Source organism: Cellulomonas sp. KU4C, assembly GCF_056868065.1.
In genome coordinates, this window is the sequence record NZ_CP200322.1 from 3,584,316 (window position 1) to 3,597,161 (window position 12,846).

At 75.8% G+C, this 12,846-nt stretch carries 9 protein-coding genes and 1 pseudogene; 6 read left to right on the forward strand and 4 right to left on the reverse strand.

Going from position 1 to position 12,846, the window contains the following annotated elements; translation table 11 throughout:
• Window positions 1-156 precede the first annotated feature (156 nt).
• Window positions 157-2,788 (forward strand): annotated as a pseudogene (gene pepN / locus AC1VL8_RS17045) (aminopeptidase N).
• A 90-nt stretch (window positions 2,789-2,878) separates the two neighbouring features.
• Here the strand turns inward: pepN and AC1VL8_RS17050 are convergent.
• Window positions 2,879-3,466 carry a P-loop NTPase family protein gene (locus AC1VL8_RS17050; RefSeq protein ID WP_483075994.1) on the reverse strand — a complete coding sequence of 196 codons (588 nt, stop codon included), beginning with the start codon at window positions 3,464-3,466 and terminating at the stop codon, window positions 2,879-2,881.
• Complete coding sequence (gene malQ / locus AC1VL8_RS17055) at window positions 3,467-5,623, reverse strand: 4-alpha-glucanotransferase (RefSeq protein WP_483075995.1); 2,157 nt, start codon at window positions 5,621-5,623, stop codon at window positions 3,467-3,469.
• 191 nt (window positions 5,624-5,814) lie between these two features.
• Here malQ and AC1VL8_RS17060 point away from each other — a divergent pair, with 191 nt between their 5' ends.
• Window positions 5,815-8,055: a prolyl oligopeptidase family serine peptidase gene (locus tag AC1VL8_RS17060; protein WP_483075996.1), complete on the forward strand. Its 2,241-nt coding sequence runs from the start codon at window positions 5,815-5,817 to the stop codon at window positions 8,053-8,055.
• Window positions 8,056-8,140: 85 nt separating this feature from the next.
• Entirely contained in the window at window positions 8,141-9,151 is a 1,011-nt protein-coding gene (locus AC1VL8_RS17065; protein WP_483075997.1) for a mechanosensitive ion channel family protein, read from the forward strand.
• Between the two features lie 116 nt (window positions 9,152-9,267).
• Here AC1VL8_RS17065 and AC1VL8_RS17070 read toward each other — a convergent pair whose 3' ends face one another.
• Window positions 9,268-9,498: a PTS sugar transporter subunit IIB gene (locus AC1VL8_RS17070; RefSeq protein ID WP_389235479.1), complete on the reverse strand. Its 231-nt coding sequence runs from the start codon at window positions 9,496-9,498 to the stop codon at window positions 9,268-9,270.
• Window positions 9,499-9,635: 137 nt separating this feature from the next.
• On the opposite strand from AC1VL8_RS17070, the gene AC1VL8_RS17075 reads away from it, so the two are divergent.
• The 3 genes from AC1VL8_RS17075 to AC1VL8_RS17085 all read left to right on the forward strand — a co-directional run bounded on the left by AC1VL8_RS17075 (window position 9,636) and on the right by AC1VL8_RS17085 (window position 12,163).
• Window positions 9,636-10,172 (forward strand): globin, encoded by a 537-nt coding sequence (locus AC1VL8_RS17075; RefSeq protein ID WP_483075998.1) that lies wholly within the window; start codon window positions 9,636-9,638, stop codon window positions 10,170-10,172.
• 25 nt (window positions 10,173-10,197) lie between these two features.
• On the forward strand, window positions 10,198-11,100 hold the full coding sequence (locus tag AC1VL8_RS17080; RefSeq protein WP_483075999.1) for an acyl-CoA thioesterase: 903 nt from the start codon (window positions 10,198-10,200) through the stop codon (window positions 11,098-11,100).
• A gap of 73 nt (window positions 11,101-11,173) precedes the next feature.
• A complete protein-coding gene (locus AC1VL8_RS17085; RefSeq protein WP_483076000.1) occupies window positions 11,174-12,163 on the forward strand; it encodes a DNA topoisomerase IB in 990 nt (329 codons plus the stop codon).
• Window positions 12,164-12,173: 10 nt separating this feature from the next.
• Here AC1VL8_RS17085 and AC1VL8_RS17090 read toward each other — a convergent pair whose 3' ends face one another.
• Complete coding sequence (locus tag AC1VL8_RS17090) at window positions 12,174-12,842, reverse strand: O-methyltransferase (protein WP_483076001.1); 669 nt, start codon at window positions 12,840-12,842, stop codon at window positions 12,174-12,176.
• Window positions 12,843-12,846: the final 4 nt, after the last annotated feature.

Here is a 12,846-nt window from a genome sequence, read left to right on the forward strand (position 1 = left end):
GCACCCCCGCCCGTTGTCACCCCGAACGGCCACCGACCCGCCACCAACCAGCCCCGGAGCGGCCCCGGAGCGCCCCGACCGGGTGCGGAACCGACGCCGGTTGGTGGAATGATGCGGCGACCGGCCGCTGAACCGACCTCACGAGGAGACACCCGCGTGCCTGCTGAGAACCTCACCCGCGAGGAGGCCCGCACCCGGGCCGCCCTGGTGGACGTGCAGTCGTACGACGTCGCGCTCAACCTGACGACGGGTCCCACGACCTTCGCGTCGACCACGACGGTCCGCTTCACGAGCCGCGAGGCGGGGGCGAGCACGTTCCTCGACCTGATCGCCCCGGTCGTGCACCGCGTCACCCTGAACGGCGCCGACCTCGACCCGGCGGCGGTGTTCGCGGACTCCCGCATCGCCCTGGACGGGCTCGCCGAGGACAACGAGGTGGTCGTCGTCGCCGACGCCGCCTACATGAACACCGGCGAGGGCCTGCACCGGTTCGTCGACCCGGTCGACGACGAGGTCTACCTGTACTCGCAGTTCGAGGTCGCCGACTCCCGGCGCGTGTTCGCGGTCTTCGAGCAGCCCGACCTGAAGTCGACGTTCCGCTTCACCGTCACGGCCCCGGCGCACTGGGTGGTCGTGTCCAACTCCCCGGCCGTCGGCGACCCGGTCGCGGTCGACGGCGGCAGCAACCGCAACGGCGGCGCCGACGAGGGCACCGCCACGTGGACGTTCGAGCCCACGCCCCGGATCTCGTCGTACATCACGGCCGTCGTCGCCGGGCCGTACCACCACGAGCACGGCGAGCTGACCAGCAGCGACGGCCGGACGATCCCGCTCGGGGTGTACTGCCGCGGCTCGCTCGCGCAGCACCTCGACACCGAGAACATCCTCGACATCACCCGTGCCGGGTTCGCGTTCTACGAGGAGCAGTTCGACTTCGCGTACCCGTTCGCGAAGTACGACCAGCTGTTCGTGCCCGAGTTCAACGCCGGCGCGATGGAGAACGCCGGCGCGGTGACGTTCCTCGAGTCGTACGTGTTCCGGTCCAAGGTGCCGGAGGCCACGGTCGAGCGCCGTGCGGTGACGATCCTGCACGAGCTCGCGCACATGTGGTTCGGCGACCTGGTGACGATGCGCTGGTGGGACGACCTGTGGCTGAACGAGTCGTTCGCCGAGTACGCGTCCACGCTGGCGACGGCCGAGGCGACCCGGTGGACCTCCGCCTGGACGACGTTCTCCTCGCTCGAGAAGGGCTGGGCGTACCGCCAGGACCAGCTCCCGTCGACGCACCCGATCGCGGCGGACATCCGGGACCTCGAGGACGTCGAGGTCAACTTCGACGGCATCACCTACGCCAAGGGCGCGAGCGTGCTCAAGCAAGCTCGTCGCGTGGGTCGGCCAGGAGCAGTTCTTCGCCGGCGTCCGGGCGTACTTCGCGAAGCACGCGTGGGGCAACACGGAGCTGCGCGACCTGCTGACCGAGCTCGAGGCCACCAGCGGCCGCGACCTGTCCGCGTGGTCCGGCCTGTGGCTGGAGCAGTCGGGCGTCACGCTGCTGCGCCCGGAGATCACCTCCGAGGTCGGCGCCGACGGCGTCGAGCGGATCACGGCGCTCGCCGTCCGGCAGGAGGTCCCCGAGACCCACCCGGTGCAGCGCCCGCACCGCCTGGTCGTCGGCGGCTACGACGTCGTCGCCGACGAGTCCGGCGAGACCCGCCTCGAGCGGACCCTGCGCGTCGAGCTCGATGTCGACGGCGAGCGCACCGAGGTCCCCGAGCTGGTGGGGCGTCCGCGCCCCGACCTGCTGCTGCTGAACGACGAGGACCTCGCGTACGCGAAGGTCCGGCTCGACGAGCGCTCGCTCGCCACGGCGGTCGCGCACCTCGGCCACTTCAGCGAGTCGCTGCCCCGCACCCTGGTGTGGGCGGCGGTCTGGGACGCCACCCGCGACGGCGAGACCCCGGCGCGCGACTTCGTCGACCTGCTGCTCGGCAACATCGCGCACGAGACCGACTCGTCGGTGGTCCTGGTGCTGCTGCGCCAGCTGCACACCGCGCTCGACCTGTACGTGGCCGCCGAGCACCGGTCGGCCACGGAGGTCGCCGCCGCCGACACGCTCTGGACGCTGGCCACCGACGCCCCCGCCGGGAGCGACACCCAGCTGCAGCTGGTCAAGGCGTTCGCGGCCCGGGCGAGCACGCCGGAGCAGCTGGACGCGGTCGCCGCCCTCGTGGACGGCGGCACCCGGCTCGAGGGTCTGTCGATCGACACCGACCTGCGCTGGGAGCTGCTGACCTCGCTGGTCACCGGCGACCGGGCCGGGGCCGCGGAGATCGACGCGCAGCTCGAGGCGGACCCGACCGCGACCGGCCAGCGGGCCGCCGCTGCCGCCCGCGCCGCGATCCCGACGCCGGAGGCCAAGGCCGCCGCGTGGGCCGCGGTCGTCGAGTCGGACGCGCTGCCGAACGCCCTGCAGGCGGCGACGATCACCGGGTTCGGCCGGGTGCACGACCGCGCGCTGCTGCGGCCGTGGGTCGCGCCGTACTTCGAGGTGCTCGACCGCGTGTGGGCCGAGAAGACCAGCGAGATGGCGCAGAACCTCATCGTCGGCCTGTACCCGACGGAGCTCGCCGACGACGCCGAGGCCGACGTGGCCGGGGCGACCGACGCCTGGCTCGCCGCGCACCCCGACGCCGCGCCCGCGCTGCGCCGCCTGGTCGTCGAAGCGCGCGACGGCGTCCGCCGAACCCTGGCCGCGCAGGCCGCGGACCGGCACTACCACGAGGTCTGAGCCGCCCGGCCCCGCCCGGCGGATCCTCGCCGAGACAGGGCCTCCGCGCCGAGACAGCGCCCTCCACGGGCCTGTCTCGGCGCGGACGGCCTATCTCGGCGACCCGGCGGACGACGCTGGGCGCACCGGGGGCAGCGCCGCCAGCCAGCGGCGGGCCTCGCGCGGGTGCCGCAGCCGGACCACCGGGATCTCGCCCGAGGCGGCCTCCCGGCGGTACTGCTCGCGGTAGGCGTCGTGCTGGGTCCACGCCCAGAGCACGATGTTGTCCTCCGGGTCGCGGCGGGCCAGCGAGCGCAGGTCCTCCCGGTTGCCGTGCCAGAGCTCGCGCCGCAGCAGACCGCGCGTGAGCGTCCGGCGGACCACCCGGGGCATGACGACCCACCGCGGGTAGTCGAGCCACACCAGCACGTCGACGTCCTCGGCGAGCCCGGCGCGCATCTGCGTCCAGTTGCCGTCGACCACCCAGCCGCCCGGTGACCCGTCGAGGAACTCCCGCAGGATCGCGCGGGCGACCTCGCCGTCCTTCTTCACCCAGCCCGAGTCCCAGAACACCTCGTCGAGCTCGCGGTGCGGCAGCCCGAGGCGGTGCGCGAGCGCCCGCGCGAACGTGGTCTTCCCGGCGCCGCTGTTGCCGACGACGCGCACGCGCCGCGGCGGCCAGGTGGGTGCGTCGGCCACTCAGCGCTCCGCGAGGACCGCGGCGAGCGACCGGAACCGCGTGTTCCGGAACAGGTCGTCGAGGAGCACGAGCCGACCGCCGCCGTCCGCCAGCGGGACCCGCCAGTTCGGGTACTCCTGGTCGGTGCCGGGCTGGTTCTGCGCGCGCCGCTCCCCCACCGCGTCGGCCAGCGACACCCCGACGAGCACGCTCGGGGTGCGCAGCACGTACCGGTGCAGGGCCTCGACGACCTCCCGCTCGGAGGGGTCGTCGCCCAGCATCCCGAGGTCGCGCAGGGCGGCGAGCATCGCGGCCCGCTCCGCGCGCGCGGCGCGGCGCACCTCGGCGACCGGCTCCGTCAGCAGGCCCAGCCGCTCCCGGAGCGCGACGTGCTCCTCGGCGAGGTACCCGGCCGTCGGGGGCAGGTCGTGCGTGGTGACCGAGGCCAGCGCGAGCCGGCGGTAGCCCTCGGGCGGCAGGGGGCGGCCGTCGGCGTCCTTCTCGAACCAGAGGATCGACGTGCCGAGCACGCCGCGCTCGGACAGGTAGTCCCGCACCCACGGCTCGACGTTGCCGAGGTCCTCGCCGATGACGACGGCCCCCGCGCGGTGCGCCTCGAGCGCGAGGATGCCGATCATCGCCTCGTGGTCGTACCGGACGTAGGTGGCGTCGGCCGGGGAGCTCCCCGTCGGGATCCACCACAGCCGGAACAGGCCGATGATGTGGTCGATCCGCACGGCGCCGGCGTGCCGCAGGACGGTGCGCAGCAGGTCCCGGTACGGGCGGTACGCGACCCGCTCGAGCTCGGCCGGGTGCCACGGGGGCTGCGACCAGTCCTGCCCCTGCTGGTTGTACATGTCCGGCGGTGCGCCCACCGAGGCGCCGCGGGCCAGCACGCCGCCGAGCGCCCACGCGTCGGCGCCCGAGGGGTGCACCCCGACGGCGAGGTCGTGCATCACGCCCAGCGCCATCCCCGCCTCGTGGGCGGTGCGCTGGGCGGTCGCGAGCTGCTCGTCCGCCAGCCACTGCAGCCAGCAGAAGAACTGCACCCGGTCGGCGAGCTCGGTCCGGGCGCGCAGGGCCCCGGGGGCCGCGGGGTCGCGCAGGTCGGCGGACCACGGCGGCGGCCCGTCGCGCTCGACCAGCGCGCACCACAGCGCGAAGTCCTCGAGCCCGCGACCCTCCCGGCGGCGGAAGTCGTCGAACGCCGACTGGCGGGCCGCGCTGCGGGGTGCGGCGAACACGACCTCCAGCGCCGCCTTCTTCGCGGCCCACACCACGTCGCGGTCGATCGGGCCGTCGTCGGTGTCGAGCGCGACCGCCTGCTCCGCGGACCACTCGACCAGCGCGCGGTCGGCGGACGTCAGGTAGGCGGTCTCGTGCACGTCCTCGACGCGCAGGTAGAGCGGGTTCACGAACCGGCGGGTCGTCGGCAGGTACGGCGACGGGGTCAGCGGAGGCACCGGCTCCGCGGCGTGCAGCGGGTTGACCAGCACGAACTGCGCGCCGGCCTCGCGGCCGGTGAGCCAGGCGAGGTCGGCGAGGTCGCGCAGGTCGCCCGCGCCCCAGGACGCCCGCGAGCGCACCGAGTACAGCTGGACCATGAGCCCCCACGCGCTGCGGTCCTCGAGGGCCGCGGGCAGCTCGAGGCGGTCGGGGGTCACGGCCAGCGGGCTCGCCGCCTCGCCGGACGGGCCGGCGGTCCGCAGGAGGTGCCAGCCGAGCGGCAGGCCCGCGGGGACGACGAACGTGGCCCGGCCGACCTGGCGCCCGTCGACGGTCCGGGGCTCGACGTACACGTCGGCCTGCTCCAGCTCGACCCGCTCCGGCGACGCGTCCGCGGCCCGGCGGCCCCGGCCCTCCGCGCCGTCGACCTCGACCCACGCGCGGACCTCGTCCCCGTGGGTGACGTGCACGGGGACCTGCACCTCCTGGGACTGCCGTACGACGACGACGGGCGGAAGCACCCGGCGCCACGGGGCGTCCTGCGCGTGCCGCAGGGCGACCTCGACCCGCTCGGGGGACGAGGCGTCGACGCCGAGGGCGGCGAGCACGGCGACGAGCGTCCCGGCGGTGACCTGCTGGGTCCCGCCGGAGAACGCCTCGAACTCGGGGGCGACCCCGTGCGCCCGCGCGAGGCGCACGAGGGACTCGGACGGCGGTGTGAGGTCGGCCACGGTCGCGATCCTGCCAGAGCGCGCGGGACCTCGCCGGGCAGCGCGCCGGGGCGTCGCGGGCCGGACGTCGGCGGGGCGGCGGGCGCGTGCCGGTGTGGGCGTCGGTGCTGGCGGGAGCCGGGGTGGACCGGGGTGGACCGGGCCTGGGGACGACGGCCGGACGGTGCCCGGCGCGCCGTAGGGTGGCGCGCATGACCGACCCCGCCACGCCCCTCGACCCCGCGTCCGCGTACCCCGCCGCGCACCGCCTCGACCTGGTCGAGGACCTGCACGGCCGGGCCGTGGCCGACCCGTACCGCTGGCTCGAGGACGCCGCCGACCCGGTCACCGAGGCCTGGTCGACCGCACAGGACGACCTGTACGCGCGCTACCGGTCCGGCGTCGTCGCGGGTCCCCTGGCGGACGGCCCGCTCGCCACCGCTCCGCTGACCGCGCGCCTGTCCGCGCTGCTCGGCGCGGGGTTCGTCGGCACGCCCGCGTGGCGCGGCGACCGACGGTTCTTCGCCCGGCGCACCGGCGAGCAGGAGCACGCGGTCGTCGTGGTCGCCGAGCCCGACCCGGACGTCCCGGGGGCGGAGCGCGAGCGCGTGCTGGTCGACCCGGTCGCGCTGGACCCGGCGGGCACGACGACGCTCGACGCGTGGCAGCCGAGCAAGGAGGGCGACCTGCTCGCCTACCAGGTGTCCCACGGCGGCACCGAGGAGAGCGTGCTGCACGTCCTCGACGTGGCGACGGGCGCGCTGGTCGACGGCCCGGTCGACCGCGCGCGCTACTCCCCCGTGGCCTGGGAGCCGGGCGGCGGCGCGTACTTCTACGTGCGCCGGCTCGCCCCGGAGCTGCTGCCCGCCGACGAGCAGCAGTACCACCGGCGGGTGTGGCGCCACGTCGTGGGCACCGACCCGGCCCAGGACCTCGAGGTGTTCGGCGACGGCCTCGACCTGACGAACTACTACGGCGTCTCGGTGTCGCGCGACGGGCGCTGGCTGCTGGTGTCCGCCTCGGCCGGCACGGCGCCGCGGACCGACGTGTGGATCGCGGACCTGGCCGCCGCGGAGCCCGGCACCGTGCCCGTGTTCCGCGAGGTGGCGGTCGGCTACGACGCGGAGGTGGGGGCCTGGGTGGGGCGCGACGGCCGCCTCTACGTGCACACCACGCTCGACGCCGACCGCGGCCGGCTCGCCGTGGCGGACCCGGCGGACCCGGGCGTCCCGCACTGGCGCACGCTGCTCGCCGAGGACCCGGAGGCCGTGCTGGAGGACGTCGCGGTCGTCGACGGCGGCGGGGACGACACCGCGCCCCTCCAGCTGCTCGCGTCCTGGCGCCGGCACGCCGTCAGCGAGGTCACCGTGCACGACCCCGCCACGGGCGCACGGCTCGCCGGGGACGCGGGCACCGTCGCGCTGCCGGGCCTGGGCTCCACGGGCGGGCTCGCGACCCGGCCCGACGGCGGCCCGGACGTGTGGTTCACGTACACCGACCACACGACCGTCACCGAGGTGCACCGGTACGACGCCCGCACCGGGCGCACCAGCCTGTGGGCGGCGCCCCCCGGGGCGGTCGCGGACGTGCCCGACGTCCGCGTCCAGCACGTGGTCGCGACCAGCACCGACGGGACTCCCGTGCGTGCGTTCGTCGTGGCCCGCGCCGACGCGCTCGACGCCGACGGCCGCCCCCTGCGCGCGGCGCCGACGATCCTCTACGGGTACGGCGGCTTCCAGATCTCCCTCGACCCGGCGTACTCGACGGCCACGCTCGCGTGGGTCGAGGCCGGCGGGGTCTACGTCGTGGCGAACCTGCGCGGCGGCGGCGAGGAGGGCGAGGCCTGGCACCGCGCCGGACGCCGCGAGCACAAGCAGCACGTGTTCGACGACTTCCACGCGGTCGCGGACCACCTGGTCGCGCACGGCTGGACCACCCCGGACCGGCTCGCCTGCTGGGGCGGCTCCAACGGCGGGCTGCTCGTGGGCGCCGCGCTGACCCAGCGCCCGGGCACGTTCGCGGCGGTGGTCTGCTCGGCGCCGCTGCTCGACATGGTCCGTTACCAGCGGTTCGGGCTGGGCACCACGTGGACCGACGAGTACGGGGACGCCGGCGACCCCCGCGAGCTCGACTGGCTGCTGTCGTACTCGCCGTACCACCGGGTCGTCGACGGCACCGCGTACCCCGCGACGCTGTTCACGATCTTCGACGGCGACACCCGGGTCGACCCGCTGCACGCGCGCAAGCTCGCGGCCGCGGTGCAGGCCGCGACCTCGGCCACCCCGGCCGAGGCGCCGGTGCTGGTGCGGCGCGAGAAGGGCGTCGGGCACGGCGGCCGGGCGCTGTCCCGGACGATCGCCCTGACCGTCGAGCAGCTGCAGTTCGTCGCGGACCGGACCGGGCTCGCGACCGGGCTCGCAACCGGGTCCGTGGAGGCGTCCCCGCAGGCGTGACGACGCCGTGCAGGCGGCGTGCGGGTCGCGTCGGGGACGCCCACGGCGGCGACGTGACCCGCGCGCCGTTGGCTAGCGTGTCCGGGTGATCCTCTCGACCCTGCGCCCCGCGCTGCCCGCCGCCGACGCCGACCCCGGGGCCGTCGTCACCGACGGCGCCGGCGCGCTCATGACCTGGTTGCTCGGCCCCGGCCTCCGCATCGGCCTCATCATCGTGATCGGTGCGGTCTCGCTGCTCGTCGTCCGGCGGCTCATCAAGGCCGTCACCGAGCACATCGCCGACGGCACGTCGCTGCTCCAGCGCGGGATCGGCAAGCCCCTGGCCGGCACCGAGGTCGCCGCGGCGCTGCGCAAGGTCAGCCCCGTCGCGAACGTCCGGCGCACGCAGCGCGCCCGCACCATCGGGTCCGTGCTGCGGTCGACCGCCGGGATCGTGATCGGCTCGATCGTCGTGCTGCTGGTGCTGGACCAGGTCGGCGTGAACATCGCGCCGTTCATCGCGTCGGCGGGGATCGTCGGCGTCGCGTTCGGGTTCGGCGCGCAGAGCCTGGTCAAGGACTTCCTGTCCGGGCTGTTCATGCTGCTCGAGGACCAGTACGGCGTGGGCGACGTCGTGGACGTCGGCGCCGCCCAGGGCACCGTCGAGTCGGTCGGCCTGCGGGTGACGAAGATCCGCGACGCCGACGGCACGCTCTGGTACGTCCCGAACGGCACGATGCTGCGCGTCGGCAACAAGACGCAGGGCTGGGCGAACGCGGTCGTCGAGGTCAAGGTCGACTACTTCGCGGACCTCCAGCAGGTGCACGACCTCCTCGTCGAGGCGGCGGCCCGCGTGGCCGCCGACCCCGAGGTCGGGTCCGCGGTCGAGGGCGTCGCGACCGTCACGTCCGCGGAGGACCTCACGTTCGACGCGGTGACGCTCAAGGTCACCCAGCGCACCGCGCCGTCGCGGCAGTGGGCCGTCGCGCGGGCGCTGCGCGCCGCCGTCCGCGACGCGCTCGAGGCCGCGGACGTCCCGCTCGCCGGCCAGCGGGACGCCCTCGTCGCGCACCGCGAGCGCCGGGCCGCGACCGAGGGCACCCCGGACGCGGGCTGACGGCCGGAGGCCGGGGCGGATCCCCCGGAGACGACAGAGTGGAAGGTCCTGCCCGACACGCTCGGCGTGGGGGAAGGACCTTCCACTCGATGGGCCGGGGCCGTGGACCCGTGGGGTCAGCGGAGGCCGTCGAGCTCCGCGGCCAGGCTGTCGGCCTCGGGGCCGACGATGACCTGCACGATGCGGCCGGACCGCACGACGCCGAACGCGCCGGTCGCCTTGAGGCCCGCGTCGTCGACCCGCTGGGGGTCGGTGACCTCGACCCGCAGCCGGGTGATGCACGGCTCCAGGTCGACGACGTTGCCGCCGCCGCCCAGCGCCGCCAGGATCTGCTCTGCCTTGCTCATGGAACCCCCGTGGTGCCGTCTTGTGCCGGATCTGCCCCCGCGGCCGCAGGGAGCGGCCTTCTGCACCCCAGCCTAGTCGGCGTCCGCGACCGGGGCGCCCGGCGGGGCACCGGGGCCGCGGTGGGAGACTGGCCGGCATGACCGTCCCGCAGCCGCAGCACCGCGACACCGTGCCGTCCCGCACCGCCCTGCCGCTCTCCGCCGCGACCCCGGCGGCCGCCGCGACCCCCGCCGACCCCGCGACCCCCGCAGCGACCCCGGCCCCGGCGTCCGGCACCGACGAGGCCCGCCGCCGCGAGTCGTTCTACGAGGCGGTCGGCGGCCACGAGGCGTTCGTCCGCCTGGTCGACGTGTTCTACGAGGGCGTCGCCACCGACCCGGTGCTCAAGCCGATGTACCCGGAGGAGGACCTGGGCCCGGCGCGCCGCCGGCTGACGATGTTCCTCGAGCAGTACTGGGGCGGTCCGACGACGTACTCCGAGGAGCGCGGCCACCCGCGCCTGCGGATGCGGCACATGCCGTTCGTCGTGGACCCCGACGCCCGGGACCGCTGGCTGGCGCACATGCGGACCGCCGTCGACGCGCTGGCGCTGCCGCCGCTGCACGAGGCCACGCTGTGGGACTACCTGGAGCGGGCCGCGCACTCGCTCGTGAACGCCGCGGGTCCGCGCTGACGGGTCCCGTGAGACGCTGGCCCGCGTGACCGACGCTGCCACCCCGGGCGCCCCGACCGCCCCCGCCTCCCCCACGCCCGACCCGATCGCGGCGCTGCTCGCCGTCCTGGACGTCGCCCCCGGCGCCGGACCGGACGCGTTCACCGCGCACAACCTGCCGAAGCCCGGGGGGCGGGTGTTCGGCGGGCAGGTCGTCGCCCAGGCGCTCGTGGCCGCGGGTCGCACCGTCCCCGGCGGACGGCTGCCGCACTCGCTGCACGGGTACTTCCTGCGGGCGGGCGACGTCGCGACGCCCGTCGAGCTCGGCGTGGAGCGGCTGCGGGACGGCCGGTCGTTCTCGGCCCGGCGGGTGCACGCGGCGCAGGACGGGGAGCCGATCCTGTCGATGATCGCCTCGTTCCAGGAGGACCAGGAGGGGGTCGACCTCACCGAGCCGGCGCCCGAGGTCCCGGAGCCCGAGGACGTCGAGTCCGCGATGGACCGCATGGGGCACCTCGACCACCCGGTGGCGCGGTTCTGGACGCACGAGAGCGCGTTCGACGTGCGGCACGTGGGCGGGTCGATCTACCTCGGACCGGCGCCCGCGCCCGAGGGCCGGCAGCGCGTGTGGATGCGGGCGAAGGGCGCCCTGCCCGACGACCAGCTGCTGCACCGCGCGGTGCTCGCGTTCGCGTGCGACCAGATCATGCTGGAGCCGGTGCTGCGCCGCGCGGGGCTGTCGTGGCTGACGCCGGGCCTGTCGGTCGCGAGCCTCGACCACGCGATGTGGTGGCACCGGGACGTGCGCGTCGACGACTGGCTCCTGTTCGACCAGACCAGCCCGTCTGCGCAGGGCGGGCGCGGGCTGGGCGCCACCCGCGTGTTCGACCGGGCCGGCACGCTGGTCGCGTCGATCGCGCAGGAGGGCATGGTCCGCATCCCGGCCTGAGCGGACCCGCGGCGCGCCCGCCCGGCGCGGGCTTCCGCTGGCGGAACGTCCGGCGCCGGGGCACGGTGTGCCGGTGGTGAGACTGCGACGCGTCCGGATCGACTCCCCCGGGTGGACCCGGCGCCGTGCCGGGAGCGGGTTCACGTACCTGGACCACGACCGGGTGCGGATCACGGACGTGGCGCACCTGGACCGGATCGGCGCGCTCGCGATCCCGCCGGCCTGGCACGACGTGTGGATCAGCCCGTGGCCGAACGGGCACATCCAGGCGGCCGGGCTCGATGACGCGGCCCGCCGCCAGTACCTGTACCACGAGCAGTGGCGGCGTCGGCGCGACCGGCTCAAGCACGACCACGTGCTCGAGGTCGCCCGCCGGCTGCCCGCCGCGCGCCGCTCGGTGCGCCGGGACCTCGCGCTCGACGGGTTCCCGCGCGCGAAGGCGCTGGCGCTGGCGTTCCGGCTGCTCGACCTCGCGTACTTCCGGGCGGGCGGCGAGGGCTACGCCCAGCGGAACGGCTCCTACGGCCTGGCGACGTTGCGGCGCGAGCACGTCCAGGTGCTCGAGGACGACGGCACGGGCGCCGCGGTGCGGTTCCACTACCCCGCGAAGTCGGGGCAGGTCCGGGACGTGGTCGTGGCGGACGCGCAGGTCGCCGAGCTGGTGGGCACGCTGGTGCGCCGGCGCGGGGGCGGGCCGGAGCTCCTGGCGTGGCGGGACGACGACGGCTGGCACGACATCACCAGCGCCGAGGTGGGCGCCGACGTGAAGGCCCGCCTCGGCGACGACGCGTCCCCGAAGGACTTCCGGACGTGGCACGCCACCGTGCTCGCCGCGCGCGGGCTCGCGGCCGAAGGCGCCCCACCGGCGTCGGACCGGGCGCGCCGGCGGGTCGTCGCCCAGGTGGTCAAGGACGTCTCCGAGGAGCTGGGGAACACCCCCGCGGTGTGCCGGGCGTCCTACATCGACCCGCGGGTGGTCGACCTGTGGGCGCAGGGCACGACGATCCGCCCCACCCGGTCGCAGGCGGTCGCGGAGAAGGAGACGCTGGCGCTGCTCGGCTGACGGCGGGCGGTCAGTCGCGCACGACCGCGAGCGCGAACCCGTCCCAGCCCTTCGACCCCACGGTCTGCAGGGCGGTGGCGTCGAGCCGCGGGTGGTGCCCCAGGTCGTAGAGCACCGCGCGGGACCCGATGACGGCGGGGTCCCGGGCGCCGGGGTCGGCGACGGCGCCCCCGCGCACGACGTTGTCCACCACGATCACCGTGCCGGGGTGGGCGAGCTCGACGGCGAGCTCGAGGTACAGCGGGTTGCCGGGCTTGTCGGCGTCGATGAACACGAGGTCGAACGGCTGTTCGCCGTCGTCGACCAGCCGCTGCGCGGACTCCGCCGCCGGCCCCTCGATCAGGCGCACGCGGTCGGCGAGCCCCGCGCGGGCGAAGTTCTCGCGCGCGACGGCCGCGTGCGTCGGGTCGAGCTCCAGGGTCGTGACCTGCCCGTCGGCGCCGACCGCGTCCGCGAACCACAGCGTGCTGTACCCGGCGAGCGTGCCGAACTCGAGGACCCGGCGGGCGCCCGCGACGCGGCACAGCAGCGCGAGCAGCCGGCCCTGGTTGGGCGCGACCTCGATGGCCGGCAGGCCCGCCGCCCGGCCCGCGTCGCGCGCGGCCGCCAGGTGCGGGTGCTCCGTGACCACCTCGCGCACGAGGTAGTCGTCGACCGCTGCCCACTGCGCCTCGCTCATGGCC